Annotated in this window: 20 protein-coding genes; 13 read left to right on the forward strand and 7 right to left on the reverse strand. The window is 61.1% G+C overall.

The features are described 5' to 3' along the window. Positions 1-4 precede the first annotated feature (4 nt). Together hemD and hemC are read right to left on the reverse strand one after the other, a co-directional pair. Positions 5-745, reverse strand: a complete 741-nt coding sequence (hemD, locus tag GUC32_RS00790; protein ID WP_025304868.1) for a uroporphyrinogen-III synthase — start codon at positions 743-745, stop codon at positions 5-7. Further along, positions 742-1,683 carry a hydroxymethylbilane synthase gene (gene hemC / locus GUC32_RS00795; RefSeq protein ID WP_025304869.1) on the reverse strand — a complete coding sequence of 314 codons (942 nt, stop codon included), beginning with the start codon at positions 1,681-1,683 and terminating at the stop codon, positions 742-744. Before hemC ends, hemD begins: the two co-directional genes overlap by 4 nt. Positions 1,684-1,999: 316 nt before the next feature. Here hemC and GUC32_RS00800 point away from each other — a divergent pair, with 316 nt between their 5' ends. Beyond that, the gene (locus GUC32_RS00800) at positions 2,000-4,552 is read left to right on the forward strand and encodes a class I adenylate cyclase (RefSeq protein ID WP_019452546.1); all 2,553 of its coding nucleotides are present in this window, start codon (positions 2,000-2,002) and stop codon (positions 4,550-4,552) included. 36 nt (positions 4,553-4,588) lie between these two features. On the opposite strand, the gene cyaY is transcribed toward GUC32_RS00800, so the two are convergent. Then, complete coding sequence (gene cyaY, locus GUC32_RS00805) at positions 4,589-4,909, reverse strand: iron donor protein CyaY (protein ID WP_004934237.1); 321 nt, start codon at positions 4,907-4,909, stop codon at positions 4,589-4,591. A 78-nt stretch (positions 4,910-4,987) separates the two neighbouring features. On the opposite strand from cyaY, the gene GUC32_RS00810 reads away from it, so the two are divergent. From GUC32_RS00810 to uvrD, 6 genes are all read left to right on the forward strand, one after another. Then, a complete protein-coding gene (locus tag GUC32_RS00810) occupies positions 4,988-5,194 on the forward strand; it encodes a lipoprotein (protein ID WP_004934241.1) in 207 nt (68 codons plus the stop codon). A 71-nt stretch (positions 5,195-5,265) separates the two neighbouring features. Next, positions 5,266-6,090, forward strand: a complete 825-nt coding sequence (gene dapF, locus GUC32_RS00815; protein ID WP_025304871.1) for a diaminopimelate epimerase — start codon at positions 5,266-5,268, stop codon at positions 6,088-6,090. Next, entirely contained in the window at positions 6,087-6,800 is a 714-nt protein-coding gene (locus tag GUC32_RS00820; RefSeq protein WP_049209356.1) for a DUF484 domain-containing protein, read from the forward strand. Before dapF ends, GUC32_RS00820 begins: the two co-directional genes overlap by 4 nt. Continuing rightward, entirely contained in the window at positions 6,797-7,708 is a 912-nt protein-coding gene (gene xerC, locus GUC32_RS00825) for a tyrosine recombinase XerC (protein WP_021504817.1), read from the forward strand. Before GUC32_RS00820 ends, xerC begins: the two co-directional genes overlap by 4 nt. Beyond that, positions 7,708-8,424: a 5-amino-6-(5-phospho-D-ribitylamino)uracil phosphatase YigB gene (gene yigB, locus GUC32_RS00830; RefSeq protein WP_025304873.1), complete on the forward strand. Its 717-nt coding sequence runs from the start codon at positions 7,708-7,710 to the stop codon at positions 8,422-8,424. Before xerC ends, yigB begins: the two co-directional genes overlap by 1 nt. A gap of 78 nt (positions 8,425-8,502) precedes the next feature. After that, complete coding sequence (gene uvrD, locus GUC32_RS00835; RefSeq protein WP_025304874.1) at positions 8,503-10,665, forward strand: DNA helicase II; 2,163 nt, start codon at positions 8,503-8,505, stop codon at positions 10,663-10,665. Positions 10,666-10,710: 45 nt separating this feature from the next. On the opposite strand, the gene GUC32_RS00840 is transcribed toward uvrD, so the two are convergent. Beyond that, positions 10,711-11,184, reverse strand: a complete 474-nt coding sequence (locus GUC32_RS00840; RefSeq protein WP_025304875.1) for a WbuC family cupin fold metalloprotein — start codon at positions 11,182-11,184, stop codon at positions 10,711-10,713. Positions 11,185-11,628: 444 nt separating this feature from the next. Here GUC32_RS00840 and corA point away from each other — a divergent pair, with 444 nt between their 5' ends. Further along, on the forward strand, positions 11,629-12,579 hold the full coding sequence (gene corA / locus GUC32_RS00845) for a magnesium/cobalt transporter CorA (RefSeq protein ID WP_004934262.1): 951 nt from the start codon (positions 11,629-11,631) through the stop codon (positions 12,577-12,579). Between the two features lie 16 nt (positions 12,580-12,595). On the opposite strand, the gene rarD is transcribed toward corA, so the two are convergent. Further along, the gene (gene rarD, locus GUC32_RS00850) at positions 12,596-13,483 is read right to left on the reverse strand and encodes an EamA family transporter RarD (RefSeq protein ID WP_025304876.1); all 888 of its coding nucleotides are present in this window, start codon (positions 13,481-13,483) and stop codon (positions 12,596-12,598) included. 66 nt (positions 13,484-13,549) lie between these two features. Next, a complete protein-coding gene (locus GUC32_RS00855) occupies positions 13,550-14,020 on the reverse strand; it encodes a thioesterase family protein (protein WP_016929489.1) in 471 nt (156 codons plus the stop codon). A 203-nt stretch (positions 14,021-14,223) separates the two neighbouring features. Between GUC32_RS00855 and pldA the strand changes: the two genes are divergently transcribed. From pldA to rhtC, 3 genes are read left to right on the forward strand one after another with little or no spacing between them, the layout of a single operon-like run. Then, entirely contained in the window at positions 14,224-15,102 is an 879-nt protein-coding gene (gene pldA / locus GUC32_RS00860) for a phospholipase A (protein WP_025304877.1), read from the forward strand. Between the two features lie 43 nt (positions 15,103-15,145). After that, positions 15,146-16,978, forward strand: a complete 1,833-nt coding sequence (gene recQ, locus GUC32_RS00865; protein WP_142591276.1) for an ATP-dependent DNA helicase RecQ — start codon at positions 15,146-15,148, stop codon at positions 16,976-16,978. Positions 16,979-16,990: 12 nt separating this feature from the next. Beyond that, positions 16,991-17,611 (forward strand): threonine export protein RhtC, encoded by a 621-nt coding sequence (rhtC, locus tag GUC32_RS00870; protein WP_043142215.1) that lies wholly within the window; start codon positions 16,991-16,993, stop codon positions 17,609-17,611. A 48-nt stretch (positions 17,612-17,659) separates the two neighbouring features. Here the strand turns inward: rhtC and rhtB are convergent, their stop codons facing one another. Continuing rightward, positions 17,660-18,280: a homoserine/homoserine lactone efflux protein gene (gene rhtB / locus GUC32_RS00875; RefSeq protein WP_025304879.1), complete on the reverse strand. Its 621-nt coding sequence runs from the start codon at positions 18,278-18,280 to the stop codon at positions 17,660-17,662. Between the two features lie 147 nt (positions 18,281-18,427). Between rhtB and pldB the strand changes: the two genes are divergently transcribed. Both pldB and yigL read left to right on the forward strand, forming a co-directional pair. After that, a complete protein-coding gene (pldB, locus tag GUC32_RS00880) occupies positions 18,428-19,471 on the forward strand; it encodes a lysophospholipase L2 (RefSeq protein WP_369435486.1) in 1,044 nt (347 codons plus the stop codon). 4 nt (positions 19,472-19,475) lie between these two features. Beyond that, positions 19,476-20,273: a sugar/pyridoxal phosphate phosphatase YigL gene (yigL, locus tag GUC32_RS00885; protein ID WP_025304881.1), complete on the forward strand. Its 798-nt coding sequence runs from the start codon at positions 19,476-19,478 to the stop codon at positions 20,271-20,273. Positions 20,274-20,276 lie beyond the last annotated feature (3 nt).

The following is a 20,276-nucleotide window of genomic DNA, read 5'->3' on the forward strand; positions in this document are numbered from 1 at the left end:
CAGATTATTGTAGCGCGCGGATCAGCGCGTCATTATCGGCATTGTCAGCTACCCGAATCGTACGCCAGCCCAAATCCCGGGCGAGGGTAGCCAGGCGTTCGCTCACTACTACCAGGCGGCAACGCAGCAGCCATGAAGAACGATAGTAATCAGGAACTAAAGTATAGAGCTGTTGTAACATTTCACCGCTGGTCACCACCAGCGTATCCACACCGGCACGCTGCCAGTGGGCGCTTTGCTCGCTGCCGTCGTAGTGCACCGGGCTGCGTTGATAGCATTCATAATAGCTGACGTCGGCGCCGCGCTCGCTCAGCGTTGTGCCCAGCAACTCGCGGCCGCCGTTGCCGCGTAAAATCAGCGCGCGTTTGCCCGCCAGTTTCTGCAGCGCCGGCAGCAGCAGCAGCGTTTCGCTGATCTCGCGTTCGCGCGGGTATTCCACCGGCAAACTGCTGATGCGGTGCAGCGCCAGCCCGGTGGTACGGCCAATGGCGTAATAGGCCAGGTGAGCGGGCCAGCTCAGTCCGGCGCGGCCGATGACCGAATCGGCATAGTTCACCGAATGCTGCGACAGCACGAATACCAGATCGCCGGCGTTCAACTGCTGCAACGCCTGCGGCAGCTGCGGCAGATCGCTGCCGGGGGCGAAGTCGATCAGCGGTGCATGATAGGCAACCCGGCCGAGTGCGCGCAGCCGGCTCACTAACCGCTCTCCCGAAGGCGATGGGCGGGTTACCAGGATCGTCATGCCGGCGGATTTCCCTGATAAACTTCGCGCAGGATCTCGCGCGCGCCGCGCGCCAGCAGCTCTTCCGCCAGCTCAACGCCCATCCGTTCGGCTTCGGCGGCCGGGCCGCGGCGTTCGCCGCGCACCATCTGGCTGCCGTCCGGCGCGCCGACCAGGGCGCGCAGCCACAGGCTGTCGCCATCCAGTTCGGCATAGCTGCCGATCGGCACCTGGCAGCCGCCTTCCAGGCGAGTGTTCATCGCCCGTTCGGCGCGCACGCGGGTTTCGGTAGCCGCATGGTTCAGCGGCGCCAGCAGCGCGCGGGTGACGCTGTCGTCGAGACGGCATTCAATGCCGACTGCACCCTGGCCGACCGCCGGCAGGCACTCTTCGGCGCTCAGCGGGCTGCGGATGCGTTGCTCCAGCCCCAGGCGCTTCAGGCCGGCCACCGCCAGAATAATCGCGTCGTAGTCGCCGTTGTCCAGCTTGGCCAGGCGAGTGCCGACGTTGCCGCGCAGGTCGCGTACGATCAGGTCCGGGCGGCGTTCGCGCAGTTGGCACTGGCGGCGCAGGCTGGAGGTGCCGACCACGCTGCCCTGCGGCAGCTGATCGAGCGAGGCGAAACGATTGGAAACAAAAGCGTCGCGCGGATCTTCGCGTTCGCAAATGGTGGACAAACCGAGGCCGGCAGGGAAATCGACCGGCACGTCTTTCATCGAGTGCACGGCGATGTCGGCGCGGCCTTCCAGCAGCGCGAGCTCGAGTTCTTTAACAAACAGGCCTTTACCGCCGACTTTCGCCAGCGGCGTATCCAGAATAACGTCGCCGCGCGTCACCATCGGCACCAACTCGACCTGCAGGCCGGGATGGCTGGCCATCAGACGTTGCTGCACATAATGTGCTTGCCAGAGTGCAAGCGGGCTTTGTCGGGTGGCAATTCGAATAATTTTGTCTAACATGCTTGTTACCGTTTTTATATTTCGCCATCCATCCTACCACTGAGAGCCAATACTGTCAGTGCAAGAAGCCGGAGGCGGAAAAAGGACAACGGAATCAAAGGGACGTGTGATGTGCTTTGGGGCAGTTAACACTGCGGGTAAATCGTTTAGGGAAGCGCTACAATAATTGTGAAGCGTTACCTCCTTTACGGTCAATCAGCAAGGTGTTAAATTGATCACGTTTCCAGCAATAAGTCGCCAAATATTCTTCTTACACTAACGGCGCTTATGGAATACGGGTTTTTTTCTAAACACCGGGATAATCAGGCGAGACGTCTTGTACCTCTACATCGAGACATTGAAGCAGAGACTGGATGCGATCAATCAGCTACGCGTCGATCGCGCCCTAGCGGCTATGAAGCCCGCGTTTCAACGGGTATACAGTCTGCTGCCCACCTTACTGCACCACCACCACCCGCTGATGCCGGGTTACCTGAACGGTAACGTTCCCCATGGCATTTGCCTCTACACGCCTGATGAAACTCAACAAGATTACCTGAACGATTTAGAAGACAAATGGGGCAGCCCGTTTGACAAGCCGGCCAGCGGCGAGCTGCCGATCACCGGCGTCTACTCGATGGGCAGCACCTCGTCTATCGGCCAAAGCTGCAGCTCGGATCTCGACATCTGGGTCTGCCACCAGTCCTGGCTGGACAACGAAGAACGCACCCGTTTGCAGCAAAAATGCAGCCTGCTTGAGAAGTGGGCCGCCTCGATGGGGGTGGAAGTCAGCTTCTTCCTGATCGACGAAAACCGCTTCCGCCATAATGAAAGCGGCAGCCTGGGTGGCGAAGACTGCGGCTCGACGCAGCACATCCTGTTGCTCGATGAATTCTATCGCACCGCTGTGCGCCTGGCTGGCAAACGCATCCTGTGGAACATGGTACCGGGCGAAGAAGAAGCGCACTACGATGAATACGTGCTGTCGCTGTACGCGCAGGGTGCGCTGACGCCGAACGAGTGGCTGGATCTCGGTGGCCTGAGTTCGCTGTCGGCGGAAGAGTACTTCGGCGCCAGCCTGTGGCAGCTGTACAAGAGCATCGATTCGCCTTACAAGGCGGTGCTGAAGACCCTGCTGCTGGAAGCCTATTCCTGGGAATACCCCAATACCCAACTGCTGGCGACGGACATCAAACACCGGCTGCATCAGGGTGAGATCGTCAGCTTCGGGCTTGATGCCTACTGCATGATGCTTGAGCGCGTGACCCGCTACCTGACCGACATCAACGATACCACCCGCCTCGATCTGGCCCGCCGCTGTTTTTACCTGAAAGTATGTGAAAAGCTGTCGCTGGCCAAGGCCTGCGTCGGCTGGCGACGCGAGATCCTCAGCCAATTGGTCAGCGAGTGGGGCTGGAGCGAAGAGCGTCTGGCGATGCTGGATAACCGCGCCAACTGGAAAATCGAGCGGGTGCGCGAAGCGCATAACGAACTGCTCGATGCGATGATGCAAAGCTACCGCAACCTGATCCGTTTCGCTCGCCGCAACAACCTCAGCGTCAGCGCCAGCCCGCAGGATATCGGCGTGCTGACCCGCAAACTGTACGCGGCGTTCGAAGCGCTGCCCGGCAAGGTGACGCTGGTGAACCCGCAGATCTCACCGGACCTGTCGGAAAACGATTTAACCTTTATTCACGTGCCGGTTGGCCGCGCCAACCGCACCGGCTGGTACCTGTATAATCAGGCACCGGCTATGGATTCGATCGTCAGCCATCAGCCGCTGGAATATAACCGCTACCTGAACAAGCTGGTGGCCTGGGCCTATTTCAACGGCCTGCTAACGCCGCAGACCCGCCTGCACATCAAGAGCGGCAACCTGTGCGACACCGCCAAGCTGCAGGAGCTGGTGGCCGACGTTTCTCATCACTTCCCGCTGCGCCTGCCGGCGCCGACGCCGAAAGCGCTGTACAGCCCGTGCGAAATTCGCCATCTGGCCATCATCGTCAATCTGGAAAACGATCCGACCGCCGCCTTCCGCAATCAGGTGGTGCACTTCGATTTCCGCAAACTGGACGTGTTCAGCTTCGGCCAGCAGCAGCAGTGTTTGGTGGGCAGTATCGATCTGCTGTATCGCAACTCCTGGAACGAAGTGCGTACCCTGCATTTCAGCGGCGAGCAGTCGGTGCTGGAAGCGCTGAAGACCATTCTCGGCAAAATGCACCAGGACGCCGCGCCGCCGGAGTCGGTGGAAGTGTTCTGCTACAGCCAGCACCTGCGCGGCCTGATCCGCACCCGTATCCAGCAGCTGGTGTCGGAGTGCATCGAGCTGCGCCTGTCCAGTACCCGGCTGGAACCCGGCCGCTTCAAGGCGGTGCGCGTTGCCGGGCAGACTTGGGGGCTGTTCTTCGAGCGCCTGAGCGTGTCGGTGCAAAAGCTGGAGAATGCGGTGGAGTTTTACGGCGCCATCTCCAACAACAAGCTGCACGGCCTGTCTATCAAGGTGGAAACCGATCAGGTGCATCTGCCGCCGGTGGTGGACGGCTTCGCCAGCGAGGGGATCATCCAGTTCTTCTTCGAAGACACCTCAGACGACAAGGGCTTCAACATCTATATTCTGGATGAGTCGAATCGGGTGGAGGTGTATCACCACTGCGAGGGCAGTAAAGAGGAGCTGGTGCGCGACGTCAGCCGCTTCTACTCATCGTCGCACGATCGCTTCACCTACGGCTCCAGCTTCATCAACTTCAATCTGCCGCAGTTCTATCAGATCGTGCAACTCGACGGGCGCACGCAGGTGATCCCGTTCCGCAGCAACGTGCTGTCCAGCCTGTGCGTGACGGTGGCCGACGGCGCCGCTCAGCCGCTGAAACAGCAGTTCCAGCTGCATTGACGCCGCAAGGGCTCGGTTGCCGAGCCCTGCTTAGCCTCAGGAAAAATGCAGTTCCTCGCCGGCCTGCGCGCTGGCCGCTTCGCTGAGCAGCTGATAAAACGGCTGTCCGCTGCGATCGCATAGCCAAACGCCGTCGCGGTAGTTGAAGTGATAACCGCCGGCCTTGGTGGCGAGCCACACCTGGTGCAGCGGCTCCTGGCGGTTGATGACGATTTTGGTGCCGTTTTCGAAGCTCAGCGTCATTACGCCGCCATTGGTTTCGTAATCGATATCCGCATCGCCGTCAAAATCGTCCAGTGTCTCTTCAATATTCAGCATCAGCTGGTCGGCCAACTGGTGAAACTCACTGTCGTTCATATTCAATTCCTATTGCTTTTCATGATCCACCTGCGATTATAGAGACCTTGGACGCATGAATTACAGGCATTAATGCAAATGAAAAAACAACTACGCTATGCGCTGATGGCAGTTCTGGTTACCGGCCTCGCCGGCTGCGGTCTGAAAGGCCCGCTTTACTTCCCGCCTGCCGATCCCGCCAGCCAGAAACCGGCCAAGCCGCCGGTGCAAACGGGCGATCAGGTGCAAAAGAACCAGCAGGAGCAGTCTGGCTCTCAGCAAAAACCGTCGATGGTTGACCAGTAAACCCCGGTTTGCGGTAGCGAGCGCCACCGCAACATCAAGACGGATAGCGCGTCCAGATAGCGGAGTATGATATGCAGTTCTCCAAAATGCACGGTCTGGGCAACGACTTTATGGTGGTCGATGCCGTTACACAGAATGTCTATTTTTCACCTGAGCTGATCCGCCGGTTGGCCGATCGGCACCTGGGCGTCGGCTTTGACCAGATGCTGGTGGTAGAACCGCCTTACGATCCCGAACTGGATTTTCACTACCGAATTTTTAACGCCGACGGCAGCGAAGTGGCGCAGTGCGGCAACGGCGCGCGTTGCTTCGCGCGTTTCGTGCGGCTGAAAGGGCTGACCAACAAACGCGACATCCGTGTCAGCACCCAAACCGGGCGCATGGTGCTCAGTGTCACCGACGACGATCTGGTGTGCGTCAACATGGGCGAACCGAATTTCGACCCGCAGGCGGTGCCGTTCCGCGCCACTAAGGCTGAAAAGACCTACATCATGCGCGCGGCGGAACATACCGTGCTGTGCGGCGTGGTGTCGATGGGTAACCCGCATTGTGTTTTGCAGGTGGACGATGTCACAACTGCCAAGGTGGAGCTGCTTGGGCCGGTGCTGGAAGGGCATGAACGCTTCCCGGAACGGGCCAACATCGGCTTTATGCAGGTGGTGAGCCGCGATCACATCAAGCTGCGCGTTTATGAACGCGGCGCTGGTGAAACGCAGGCCTGCGGCAGCGGCGCCTGTGCGGCGGTGGCGGTGGGGATCCAACAGGAATTGCTGTCAGAAGAGGTGCATGTAGAACTGCCGGGCGGCAGCCTGCATATTCGCTGGAAAGGGCCGGGCAATCCGCTGTTTATGACCGGTCCGGCAACCCATGTCTATGACGGATTTATTCATCTATGAAAAGCGTAGAAGAACAGAGCGTCGCCGGCCTGGCGCTGGATGACGACACCATGATGCAGTACCTGCTGCAGAACCCGGATTTCTTTATTCGCAACGCGCGCCAGGTTGAGCAGATGCGCGTGCCGCACCCGGTGCGCGGCACCGTTTCGCTGGTGGAATGGCACCTGGCCCGCCAGCGCAATCACATCGAACGGTTGGAAGAAGAGATCACGCTGTTGATGGAGCAGGCCAGCGCCAACGAAGGGCTGTTCGCCCGGTTGCTGCACCTGCAGGCCGATTTGGCCACCGCCGACAGCCTGCAGGACATGCTCAACCGGCTGCAGCGCTGGGCGCGCGGCTTCGGTTTGGCCGGTGCCACGGTTCGGCTGTTCGCCGAGCGCTGGAATATCGGCGCGCCTTCCGATTTCACCCACCTGGCGCTGACGCGTTCGGCGTTCGAGCCGTTCCGCATTCAGCGGCTGGGCAGCGAACAACACTACCTCGGCGGCCTGAACGGCCCCGAGCTGCTGCTGCTGTTGCCGCAGGCCAAACAGATCGGCCAGATTGGCTCGGTGGCGCTGTCGATGCTGGGCGACGACGGCGAGCTGGGCATGGTGATCTTCAGCAGCCGCGATACGCAACACTATCAGCAGGGCATGGGCACGGTGATGCTCAATCAACTGGCGCGCATGCTGCCGGCGCTGCTGGAACGCTGGATCGAACGAGCATGACGCCGATTGCGCCCAGCCTGCAGCAGCCGGTGGACGCGTTTCTGCGTTATCTCAAGGTAGAACGGCAACTCAGCCCGCTGACGCAGCTCAGCTATTCACGCCAGCTGGCGGCGCTGATGCGCCTGGCGCAGGAGATCGGCGTCACCGACTGGGCAGCGCTGGACGCCGCCCGGGTGCGCATGCTGGCGGCGCGCAGCAAACGCGCCGGTCTGCAGTCCGCCAGCCTGGCGCTGCGGCTCTCTTCGTTGCGTAGCTTCCTCGATTGGCTGGTCAGCCAGGGCGTGCTGCACGCCAACCCCGCCAAGGGCATCCGCACGCCGCGCAGCGGCCGCCATCTGCCTAAAAATATCGACGTCGATGAAATGAACCAACTGCTGGAGATCGATCTCAACGATCCGCTGGCGGTGCGCGATCGCGCCATGTTGGAGGTGATGTACGGCGCCGGCCTGCGCCTCTCCGAGCTGGTGGGGCTGGATTGCCGCCATGTCGATATGGCCGCCGGCGAGGTGTGGGTGATGGGGAAAGGCAGCAAAGAGCGTAAATTGCCGATCGGGCGCACCGCCGTCACCTGGCTGGAACACTGGCTGGCAATGCGCGATCTGTTTGGGCCGCAGGACGACGCGATGTTCCTGTCCAATCAGGGGCGGCGCATCTCGACGCGCAACGTGCAAAAACGCTTCGCCGAGTGGGGCGTGAAACAGGGCGTTAACAGCCATATTCACCCGCACAAACTGCGCCACTCCTTCGCCACCCATATGCTGGAGTCCAGCGGCGATCTGCGCGCGGTGCAGGAGCTGCTCGGCCACGCCAACCTGACCACCACGCAAATTTATACCCACCTCGACTTTCAACACCTGGCGAACGTGTACGATGCCGCGCATCCGCGTGCCAAACGGGGGAAATCCTGATGCATTTTTATCGCCCGCTGCGCCCGCTGGCGGCGCTGACTTTCGATCTGGACGACACGCTGTATGATAACCGTCCGGTGATCCGGCAAACCGAACAACAATCGGTGGCCTTCCTGCAGAGTTACCACCCCGGCCTGAGCAGCTTTCAGTCGGCGGACTTCCACCGCCTGCGCCAGGAGCTGCGCGAGCAGGAACCGGAGATCTACCATGACGTCACCCAGTGGCGCTGGCGCGCTATTCATCTGGCGCTGAGCCGGCAGGGGCTGCGCGACGCCGAAGCGGCGATCGGGGCCGATGCGGCGATGCAGAACTTCGCGCTGTGGCGCAGCCGCATCGAGGTGCCGGAAGCGACCCACGCCACGCTGAAGGCGTTGGCCGCGCGCTACCCGCTGGTGGCGATCACCAACGGCAACGTCGATCCGTCTCTGTGCGGCCTGGACGGTTATTTCCAGTTCGTGTTGCGCTCCGGGCCGGACGGGCGCGCCAAGCCGTATCAGGACATGTACCACCTGGCCGTTGAGCGGCTGGGCGTGGCGCCCGAGCAGATCCTGCACGTGGGCGACGATCTGACCACCGACGTGGCCGGCGCGCTGCGCGCGGGGCTGCAGGCCTGTTGGATCAACGATCGGCAACGCTGCCTGATGCAGGCTGCCGACAGCCGCTTGCTGCCGCATATTGAGATTTCGCAGTTGGCATCGCTGACAGCATTGTTATAATCCCTGCCAGAACTCTGTATAAATTTCCAGTGAAAAACCCGTCACCGGCGGGTTTTCCCTTAACCATTAGTGGTGCCTATGGACGTCTCCGATCTGCTCGACAGCCTGAATGAAAAACAACGTGAAGCCGTGGCGGCGCCGCGCAGCAACCTGTTGGTTCTGGCCGGAGCGGGCAGCGGCAAGACGCGGGTGCTGGTGCACCGCATCGCCTGGCTGCTGTCGGTGGAGAACTGCTCACCGTATTCGATCATGGCGGTGACCTTCACCAACAAGGCGGCGGCGGAAATGCGCCACCGTATCGAACATCTGATCGGTACCAGCCAGGGCGGCATGTGGATCGGCACCTTCCACGGCCTGGCGCACCGCCTGTTGCGCGCCCACCACCTGGAGGCCAACCTGCCGCAGGATTTCCAGATCCTCGACAGCGACGACCAGCTGCGGCTGCTCAAGCGCATCATCAAGGCGCTGAACGTTGACGAGAAGCAGTGGCCGCCGCGTCAGGCGATGTGGTACATCAACGGCAAGAAAGACGAGGGCCTGCGGCCACAGCACGTCGAGACATACAACAACCCGGTAGAGGCCACCTGGCTGCGCATCTATCAGGCCTATCAGGAAGCCTGCGATCGCGCCGGGCTGGTGGATTTCGCCGAGCTGCTGCTGCGCGCGCACGAACTGTGGCTGAATAAGCCGCATATCCTCAACCACTACCGCGAGCGTTTCACCAACGTGCTGGTGGACGAATTCCAGGATACCAACAGCATCCAGTACGCCTGGATCCGCCTGCTGGCGGGCGGCAACAGCAACGTGATGATCGTCGGCGACGATGACCAGTCGATCTACGGCTGGCGCGGCGCGCAGGTGGAAAACATCCAGCGCTTCCTGAAGGACTTCCCCGGCGCGGAAACCATCCGCCTGGAGCAGAACTACCGTTCCACCAGCAACATCCTGAAAGCGGCCAACACCCTGATCGCCAACAACGACGGGCGCATGGGCAAAAATCTGTGGACCGAAGGCGGCGAAGGCGAGCCGATTTCCCTCTACTGCGCCTTCAACGAACTCGACGAAGCGCGCTTCGTGGTCAACCGCATCAAGACCTGGCAAGACAACGGCGGCGCGCTGAACGACTGCGCCATCCTGTACCGCAGCAACGCCCAGTCGCGCGTGCTGGAAGAGGCGCTGCTGCAGACGGCGATGCCGTACCGCATCTACGGTGGCCAGCGCTTCTTCGAACGCCAGGAAATCAAGGATGCGCTGGCTTACCTGCGCCTCATTTCCAACCGCAACGACGATGCGGCCTTCGAGCGCGTGGTCAACACCCCGACGCGCGGCATCGGCGATCGCACCCTCGACGTGGTGCGCCAGGCGGCGCGCGATCGCCAGCTGACGCTGTGGCAGGCGACGCGCGAGCTGATGCAGGACAAAGTGTTGGCCGGCCGTGCCGCGTCGGCGCTGCAGCGCTTTATCGAACTGGTGGAGTCGCTGGCGCATGAAACCGCTGACATGCCGCTGCACGTGCAGACCGACCGGGTGATCCGCGATTCCGGGCTGTTCATCATGTATGAGCAGGAAAAGGGCGAAAAGGGGCAGGCGCGTATCGAAAACCTTGAGGAACTGGTGACGGCGACGCGTCAGTTCAGCTATCAGGAAGAAGATCAGGATCTGATGCCGCTGCAGGCGTTCCTGTCGCATGCGGCGCTGGAAGCGGGCGAAGGTCAGGCCGACGCCTATCAGGACGCGGTGCAGCTGATGACCCTGCACTCGGCCAAGGGCTTGGAGTTCCCGCTGGTGTTTATCGTCGGCATGGAAGAAGGCATGTTCCCGAGCCAGATGTCGCTGGATGAAGGCGGCCGTCTGGAGGAGGAGCGCCGTCTGGCCTATGTGGGCGTAACGCGCGCCATGCAGAAACTGACGCTGACCTATGCCGAAACGCGCCGTCTGTACGGCAAAGAGGTTTACCATCGGCCGTCGCGCTTTATCGGCGAACTGCCGGAAGAGTGTGTGGAAGAAGTGCGCCTGCGCGCCAGCGTATCGCGCCCGGTCAATCACCGCCGCATGGGCACGCCGATCAGCGAGAACGATACCGGCTACAAGCTGGGCCAGCGCGTGCGCCATCCCAAGTTTGGCGAAGGCACCATCGTCAATCTGGAAGGCAGCGGCGAGCACAGCCGGTTACAGATCGCTTTCCCGGGCGAGGGCATCAAGTGGCTGGTGGCGGCCTACGCTCGCCTGGAAACGGTATAAAGAGAGGGGAGAGTTGCAGGGGCAGGCCCCTGCAATCGTTCATTATCAGTGAGGGTAGCGATCGCCGACCTGCGCGGTGGCATACCAGCGCATCACCGCTTCGGTGCCTTCGCCGCCTTCCTGCGGTGCCCATTGCATGCAGTCCTCTTCGGTCAGCGCCTGATACGGGCCCTGCTTCACTTCGAACACCACGCCGCCGGCATCGACCGACAGCACCGCATGCCAGGTAAAGGCCGGCATCTCCAGCACTTTGGTTTCTTCGCCGAGCAGGGTGCGCTGCATGACGACGCCGTCATCGTTGAACTGCAACACGACAAAACGACCGCGCAGCGGCGTCAGCAGCTCCCAGGTTTGCGGGTGGCGGTGCGGGCGGATATAGGTGCCGGGCTCCATGGCGATCGCCAGGCGTTGCACCGGGTCGCTCAGCTCTTCGTGTAAGGTGCGGTGCGCGCGCAGGCGGGGCACGCTGGCGGCCTGTTCGCTCATCGCGGTCAGTTCATGGGCGGTAATCTGTTTCATCGTTTAAATCCGCATGCTTGTCGTACCATTAGGGTGATGTCATCTTAGCAACATTCTTGATGGCGGTAAGCGATCGTCGCGACTTTTTCAGTACGGTTTAAGCGTCATTTCTGCCATTGATCATCGTGATGATTTGTTGCGCAATTATCCCGCCTAACGTGTTGACAGGCTTTTTCTTCTCGGCGTAACATGCGCGCACTATTATCATTGAGGACAGACGCCTTGGACACACCCAGTAGATACTGGCTCACTGACCTGCGCCGCAGGTATAACTTCTAAGGCTCTCCGTTTTTGCTGATAGCCTTCGTGGTTGTCGGCGACCCCGCAAAGCGTCGCTATGAGTCAGATCTCTTCATGGTCTGAAACAATCGGTGATACGCATCCCCTCTGTTTCTGTGCTTCAACGCGTTGTCCGCACCCGTTACCTTCACGGAGTTTTGGCACATGCTGAGCGCTTTTAAATTAGATAACCGCCGCTTGTCCCGTCTGGAACTGGACGACTCGGATGATCTCACGTCATCGCTGTGGGTTGATCTGGTCGAGCCGGAAGAGGGCGAGCGTGAGCGCGTGCAGAATGAGCTGGGACAAAGCCTGGCGACGCGTCCCGAACTGGACGATATCGAAGCCTCCGCCCGTTTCTTCGAAGACGAAGACGGTCTGCATATCCACTCCTTCTTCTACTTCGAAGATGCGGAAGATCACGCCGGCAACTCCACGGTAGCCTTCACCATCCGCGACGGCCGCCTGTATACCCTGCGCGAGCGTGAACTGCCGGCGTTTCGCCTGTACCGCATGCGCGCCCGCAACCAGACCATGCTCGAAGGCAACGCCTACGAACTGCTGCTGGATTTGTTCGAAACCAAGATTGAACAGCTGGCGGACGAGATAGAGAACATCTACAGCGATCTGGAACAGCTCAGCCGGGTGATCATGGAAGGGCATCAGGGCGACGAATACGACGCCGCGCTGTCGACGCTGGCGGAGCTGGAAGATATCGGCTGGAAGGTGCGTTTGTGTCTGATGGATACCCAGCGCGCGCTCAACTTCCTGGTGCGCAAGGCGCGTTTGCCGACCGGCCAGCTGGAGCAGGCGCGTGAAGTGCTGCGCGACATCGAATCCCTGCTGCCGCACAACGAATCGCTGTTCCAGAAGGTGAACTTCCTGATGCAGGCGGCGATGGGCTTCATCAATATCGAACAGAACCGCATCATCAAGATCTTCTCGGTGGTGTCGGTGGTATTCCTGCCGCCTACGCTGGTGGCCTCCAGCTACGGCATGAACTTCGAATTCATGCCGGAACTGAAATGGTCGTTCGGCTACCCGGGCGCCATCACGCTGATGATCCTGGCCGGCCTGGCCCCTTACCTGTACTTCAAGCGCAAGAACTGGCTGTAACCCGGCGGCGCCGGGCTTAGCGCAGCTTGCGTTGGGTGTAGAGCGCGTCGAGGGTGAACAGGATCAGCGCCGCCCAGATAAAGCCGAAGGTCACCAGCTTGTCCTGGCCGATGGTCTCACCGTAGAAGGTGACCGCCAGCAGGAACATCAGCGTCGGGCCGAGATACTGGAAGAAACCGAGCGTCGACAGGCGCAGCCGGGTAGCCGCCGCGGTGAAGCACAGCAGCGGTACGGTGGTGACGATGCCGGCGGCGACCAGCAGCAGGTTCAGCGACCACGGGTTGGCGCTCAGGTGGCTGGTGGGGCTGTCGGCGAACAGGAACAGATAGGCGGCCGCCACCGGCAGCAGCCATAGCGTCTCAATCAGCATGCCGGTCTGGGCGTCGATGGCGATTTTCTTGCGCAGCAGGCCGTAGAAAGCGAAGCTGAACGCCAGCCCCAGACCGATGATCGGCAACGAGCCGAACTGCCAGAGCTGCACCAGCACCCCGGTGAATGCCAGCGCCACCGCCACCCACTGCATGCGACGAAAGCGCTCGCCGAGAAACAGCATCCCCAGCAGCACGTTAACCAGCGGGTTGATGAAGTAGCCCAGGCTGGCTTCCAGCATATGGTGATTGTTCACCGCCCAGATGAACAGCAGCCAGTTGCCGCCGATCAACAGCGCGGTGACCGCCAGCAGCAGCAGTCGTTTGCGGTTTTGGCAGGCGGCGCGCACTTTAGGCCAGTTGCGGCCCAGCGTGATCAGCGCCAGCATGAAGAAAAACGACCAGATGATCCGGTGGGTGAGGATCTCGTCCGCGGACACTTGCTGGATCAGTTTGAAATAGGCCGGGGCAATGCCCCACATAAAATAGGCGGCCAGGGCGAAGAAAATGCCCTGACGCGTTTGCTTTGCGTCCATGACGTCACTCTGGTGGGGAACTTAAGATGCGGTGAGTGTACTGAAGACGCTCACCGCACACAATCATCAGCCGACCAGATAGGTGGCGGTGGCGGTCGCGATATGCAGGCCGTCGTGGTTATGCAGTTCTACGCGCGCCACGGCGACCTTGTTGCCGCTGCGCAGCACGCTGGCGGAGGCGACGAAGTGTTCACCGCGGCCGGGGCGCAGATAGTCGACGCGCAGATCGATGGTGCCCATGCGCGACAGCTTGGCGGCGATCTCTTCTTCGATCAGCGGCTCCAGGCGCGTCAGCACGCCGCCGGCGCAAGCCAGCCCGGCGGCGACGTCGAGCACCGCGGCGATCACGCCGCCGTGCAGAATTTCCTGTGCGGCGTTGCCCACCAGCTTGCGCTGGTTGGTGAAGCTCAGCTCGACGTAGTCATCGTCGAAGCGGCGCAGCTCCAGGCCAAGCTCGCGGTTGAACGGCATGTGGTAGACAAAGATTTCGCCGATCTTGCGGCGGGCGGCTTCCAGGGTCAGTGGTGTGGTCGACATAGCGGGTTTCCATTTTTCTTTTGCGTTTTAAGGGAGCTAACTGGTCAGTCCAGGTTAATGAGATGTTGATTTTATGCTTAACCTTTGTTGCTTTCCAGACTATTCCAATAAAACCGGCCTGCGCTGCGGTAAAACGCCCTTTGTGTGTAAAATGGCCTGATTTTTTCCGGGCTTGCCCTTTTTCGTTGGAGTGAGGAGAGGTTATGCGCATTTTGTCAGGGATCGTTTCCGCCACGCTGCTGATGCCGGCGCTGGCATTGGCTGAGGAAGCCAAAGAGCAGCAGATTCACGATAAGCCGGCGGTGCGCGGCAGCATTATCGCCAACCTGCTGCAGGAGCACGAGAATCCGTTCACGCTGTATCCTTACGATCCCAATTATCTGCTGTACACCGACACCAGTGATATCAACAAAGAGGCCATCAAGACGTACAACTGGGGAGACAAGGCGCGCAAGGACGAGGTGAAATACCAACTTAGCCTGGCGTTTCCTCTGTGGCGGGGCATTGCCGGCGACAACTCGGTGCTCGGCGCGTCTTATACTCAGCGCTCCTGGTGGCAATTGTCCAACCGCGGCGAGTCTTCGCCGTTCCGCGAAACCAACTACGAGCCGCAGCTGTTCGTGGGGTGGGCGACCGATTACCGTTTTGCCGGTTGGACGCTGCGCGATGTTGAAATCGGCGTTAACCATCAGTCTAACGGCCGCTCGGATCCGACGTCGCGCAGCTGGAATCGCGGCTATGCGCGGCTGATGGCGCAAAACGGCAACTGGCAGGTGGATCTCAAGCCCTGGTTCCGCTTCTCGGAGAGCTCGAGCAACGACGACAACCCGGACATCACCAAATACATGGGATACTACCGGTTGAAGGTCGGTTACGCCTGGGGCGACAGCGTGTTCAGCGTCGACAGCCACTATAACTGGAACAGCGGCTACGGCGGCGCGGAGCTGGGCTGGAGCTATCCGATCACCCGCAACGTGCGTTTCTATACCCAGGTATTCAGCGGCTACGGCGAATCGCTGATCGACTATAACTTCCGGCAGACACGGGTGGGCGTTGGTGTCATGCTGAACGATATTATGTAATCATACCCGCTGGGTGTGTACCGATGAAAAAATGGGGAAGTGTGTGTCAACCGCAGCAGTGATTAACAGAGAGTTGCTGGCCGAGCAGGTATTGCGCGATACCTTTGGCTACCAGCAATTCCGTCCGGGGCAGCAAACGATTATCAACGCCGCGATCGGCGGGCAGGATTGCCTGGTGGTGATGCCGACCGGCGGCGGCAAGTCGTTGTGCTACCAAATCCCGGCGCTGGTGATGGACGGCCTGACGCTGGTCGTTTCCCCACTGATCTCGCTGATGAAGGACCAGGTCGACCAACTGTTGGCCTACGGCGTTTCCGCCGCCTGCTATAACTCGACGCAAACCCGCGAGGAGCAGCTGGACGTTATGGCCGGCTGCCGCAACGGTAACATCAAGATGCTGTACATCGCGCCGGAACGGCTGATGATGGAAAGCTTCCTCAACCTGCTCGACCACTGCCCGCCGGCGATGCTGGCGGTGGATGAGGCGCACTGCATCTCGCAGTGGGGCCATGACTTCCGGCCGGAATATCGCGCGCTGGGCCAACTGAAACAGCGCTTCCCGTCGATGCCGGTGATCGCGTTGACTGCCACCGCCGACGAGTCCACCCGCGGCGATATCGTGCGTCTGCTGTCGCTGCAGGATCCGCTGGTGCAGGTCAGCAGCTTCGACCGGCCGAACATCCGTTACACGCTGGTGGAAAAATTCAAACCGCTCGACCAGCTGTGGCGCTTCGTGCAGGATCAGCGCGGCAAGAGCGGCATTATCTATTGTAACAGCCGCGCCAAGGTGGAAGACACCGCTGCGCGCCTGCAAAGCCGCGGGCTGAGCGTCGGTGCCTACCACGCCGGGCTGGACAACGATCGCCGCGCGCAGGTGCAGGAAGCGTTCCAGCGCGACGATCTGCAGGTGGTGGTGGCCACCGTCGCCTTCGGCATGGGCATCAACAAACCCAACGTGCGCTTCGTGGTGCATTTCGACATCCCGCGCAATATCGAATCCTATTATCAGGAGACCGGCCGAGCCGGGCGCGACGGCCTGCCGGCCGAAGCCATCCTGCTGTACGATCCGGCCGACATGGCCTGGCTGCGCCGCTGCCTGGAGGAGAAACCCGCCGGGCAACAGCTGGACATCGAACGCCACAAGCTGAACGCCATGGGCGCTTTCGCCGAGGCGCAAACCTGCCGTCGCCTGGTGCTGCTCAACTACTTCGGCGAAGGCAAGCACGAGAACTGCGGCAACTGCGACATCTGCCTCGATCCGCCCAAGCGCTACGACGGGCTGGAGGACGCGCGCAAGGCGCTGTCCTGCGTGTACCGCGTCGGCCAGCGCTTTGGCCTCGGGTACATCGTGGAAGTGCTGCGCGGCTCCAACAACCAACGCATTCGTGAATACGGTCACGACAAGCTGCCGGTGTACGGCATCGGCCGCGATCAAACCACCGAACACTGGACCAGCGTGCTGCGTCAGCTGATCCACCTGGGCTTTATCACCCAGAACATCGCCATGCACTCGGCGCTGCAATTGACCGAGGCGGCGCGTCCGGTGTTGCGCGGCGAGGTGGCGCTGCAGCTGGCGGTGCCGCGTATTCAGAGCCTGAAGTCGCGCAGCAGCACCAACCAGAAATCCTACGGCGGCAATTACGATCGCAAGCTGTTCGCCAAGCTGCGCAAACTGCGCAAATCGATCGCCGACGAAGAAAACATTCCGCCCTACGTGGTGTTCAACGACGCCACGCTGCTGGAAATGGCCGAACAGATGCCGATCAAGGCCGGCGATCTGCTGAGCGTCAACGGCGTCGGCCAGCGCAAACTGGAGCGTTTCGGCGCGCCCTTTATGGCGATGATCCGCGACCATCTCGACAATGATGAAGACTGAGGGCGATAAATCATGCTGATGCTGTTTCTCACCGTGGCGCTGGTGCATCTGATTGCGCTGATGAGCCCGGGGCCGGACTTCTTTTTTGTGTCGCAAACCGCCGCCAGCCGCTCGCGCCGTGAGGCGATGATGGGCGTGGTCGGCATTTCGCTCGGCATCGTGGTATGGGCCGGCGTGGCGTTGATGGGGCTGCATCTGATCCTGCAGAAGATGGCCTGGTTGCATCAGATCATCATGGTCGGCGGCGGCATTTACCTGTGCTGGATGGGGTGGCAGCTGCTGCGTTCCGCGCGGGCGCAACGAGCGCAGCCGGCGGCGGAGGCCCAGGTGGCGTTGCCGAAGGCCGGGCGCAGCTTTATTCGCGGCTTCCTGACCAATTTGTCCAACCCGAAAGCGGTGATCTATTTCGGCAGCGTGTTCTCGCTGTTCGTCGGCGACAGCGTCGGCGCCGGCGCGCGCTGGGGGCTATTCTTGCTGATCGTTGCCGAGACCTTCGTCTGGTTCAGCCTGGTGGCGGTGGTGTTTGCGCTGCCGGCGATGCGCCGCGGCTATCAGCGGTTGGCCAAGTGGATAGACGGGGTAGCGGGCGTGTTGTTTACCGGCTTCGGGTTACACCTGATCTTTACCCGCTGACCGGCGGTGAGATGCCCAAGGCCGAGCAGCGATGCCCGGCCTTTTTTGTCAGGCTTTGCGGGCGGTCGCCAGCAGCCCCGCCACCAGAATGAACAGCGAACCGAACACCCGGTTAAGCAGCTGCATCTGGCGCGGCGTTCTCAGCCAGCCGGCGATGCGCGTCGCCAGGGTGGCGTAACCGATCATCACCAGAATATCCACCACCACGGTGGTGACGCCGAGCACCAGGTACTGCTCGGCCTGCGGTTGATTGGGCAAGATGAACTGCGGGAACAGCGCGGCGAGGAACACGATGCTTTTCGGGTTGGTCAGGTTGACCAGCACCGCGCGGCGGAACAGACGGCGGCGCGGCATGCTGCCCGCCAGCGCATGCAGATCCAGCGCGCCGGCGGCGCGCCATTGCTGGATGCCGAGCCACACCAGGTAGGCGGCGCCCAACCATTTCAGCAGTTCGAACGCCAGCAATGATTGAGAAATCAGCGCGCCGAGACCGATGCCCACCAGCACGATGTGCGCGCTCAACCCGACCTGCAGCCCGGCGATTGACGCGGCGGCGCCGCGATAGCCGTGGCTGATGCCGGTGCTCATGGTGTTGATGGCGCCGGATCCAGGGGACAGGCTAAGGATAAGCGTGGTCAGCAGGTAGGTTAACCACCAGTCCAAGGTCATGGTTCTCGGCTCCCTGAAAGTGTCGTTTTGTGCCACAATGCGCCGAGGCGGCGCCGTTTTTTGTCAGAATTGAATCACAATACGCTAGTATGATTTATTGTGCCAGCGGTCACATTTTCCGCCGGCCCCACAGGGAAAACGCTCTCGATGACCTCGTTCACTCTCAGCTCCGATGACTGGTTAACGCGTGAAACGCAGTTCGCTGCCTTCGCCACCGGGCCGCTGCTGGATTTCTGGCGGCTGCGCGAAGAAGGCGAATTCAGCGGCGTGGACGGCGTGCCGATCCGCTTTGTGCGTTTCAGTTCCGCGCGGCATCAGCGCGTGGTGGTGGTCAGCCCCGGCCGCATCGAAAGCTACGTGAAATACCCCGAGGTGGCCTACGATCTGTTCCACTGCGGTTACGACGTGGTGATCGTCGATCATCGCGGCCAAGGGCGTTCCGGGCGTTTACTGGCGGATACGCACCGCGGTCATGTGGTAAACTTCGCCGACTACGTGGACGATTTCGAGCAGCTTTGGCAGCGCGAAGTCGAGTCGCGCGGTTACCGGCAGCGCTTCGCGCTGGCGCATTCGATGGGCGGCGCGATCCTGGCGCAGTTCCTGCAACGCCGGCCGCAGGCGTTCGATGCGGCGGCGTTTTGCGCGCCGATGTTCGGCATCCAGTTGCCGATGCCGGGCTGGCTGGCCGACCGCATCCTCGACTGGGCGGAGACCCGTCCGGCGATCCGCGACTACTACGCGGTGGGCACCGGCCAGTGGCGGCCGCTGCCTTATGTGGTCAACGTGTTGACCCACAGCCGCGAACGCTACCGGCGTAGCCTGCGCTATTACGCCGATTACCCCGAGCTGCAGGTGGGCGGACCGACCTACCATTGGGTGCGGGAGAGCATCCGCGCCGGCCGGCAGATCATCGCGCAGGCCGGGGAGATAACAACGCCGCTGTTGCTTTTGCAAGCCGGTGAGGAACGGGTGGTTGACAACCGTTCGCACCAGGCTTTTTGTCAGGCTCTGTCAGACGCGGGGCGCCCTTGCGAAGGGGGGCTTCCGTGGGTTATCAACGGCGCACGCCATGAGATCCTGTTCGAGCGGGACGCGATGCGCGCCGAAGCACTGAACGCAATCCTGCGCTTCTTTGCTCAACACTTAGGTGGCGCGCTGCCGCCGACAACTCCATCAGAGGTTAGAACATAACGCTATGTATCACGTCGTCGCTTCCGATTTAGATGGCACGCTGCTGTCTCCCGACCATACCCTGTCGCCGTACGCCAAAGAAACGCTGAAGTTGCTGACCCAGCGCGGCGTGCATTTCGTGTTCGCCACCGGCCGCCACCACATCGACGTGGCGCAGATCCGCGACAGTCTGGAGATCAGTGCCTTTATGATCACCTCCAACGGCGCGCGGGTGCACAACACGGCCGGCGAGCTGATCTTCAGCCACAACCTGGACGAGGATATCGCCCGCGATCTGTACGGCATGCTGCACGACGATCCGGAGATAACCACCAACGTCTACCGTAACGATGACTGGTTCATCAACCGCGAAAGCCCGGAGCAGGAAGAGTTCTTCCAGGAGTCGGTATTCAAATATCAGCTGTTTGAGCCGGGCCTGCTGGAAACCGACGGCGTCTGCAAGGTTTACTTTACCTGTGAAGATCATGAGCGGTTGCTGCAGGTGGAAGACGCCATCAACGCGCGCTGGGGCGATCGGGTCAACGTCAGCTTCTCGTTCCCGACCTGTCTGGAAGTGATGGCGGGCGGCGTGTCGAAAGGGCATGCGCTGGAAGAAGTGGCCAAGATCATCGGCTATACGCTGCAAGAGTGCATCGCCTTCGGCGACGGTATGAACGATCTGGAGATGCTGTCGATGGCCGGCAAGGGCTGCATCATGCGCGACGCGCATCAGCGCCTGAAGGATATGCTGCCGGAGCTGGAAGTGATCGGCTCCAATGTCGATAACGCGGTGCCGCACTACCTGCGCAAGATGTTCCTCTGAAAT

This window comes from Serratia sp. NGAS9, from assembly GCF_009905295.1.
Classification (GTDB): Bacteria; Pseudomonadota; Gammaproteobacteria; order Enterobacterales; family Enterobacteriaceae; genus Serratia; species Serratia bockelmannii.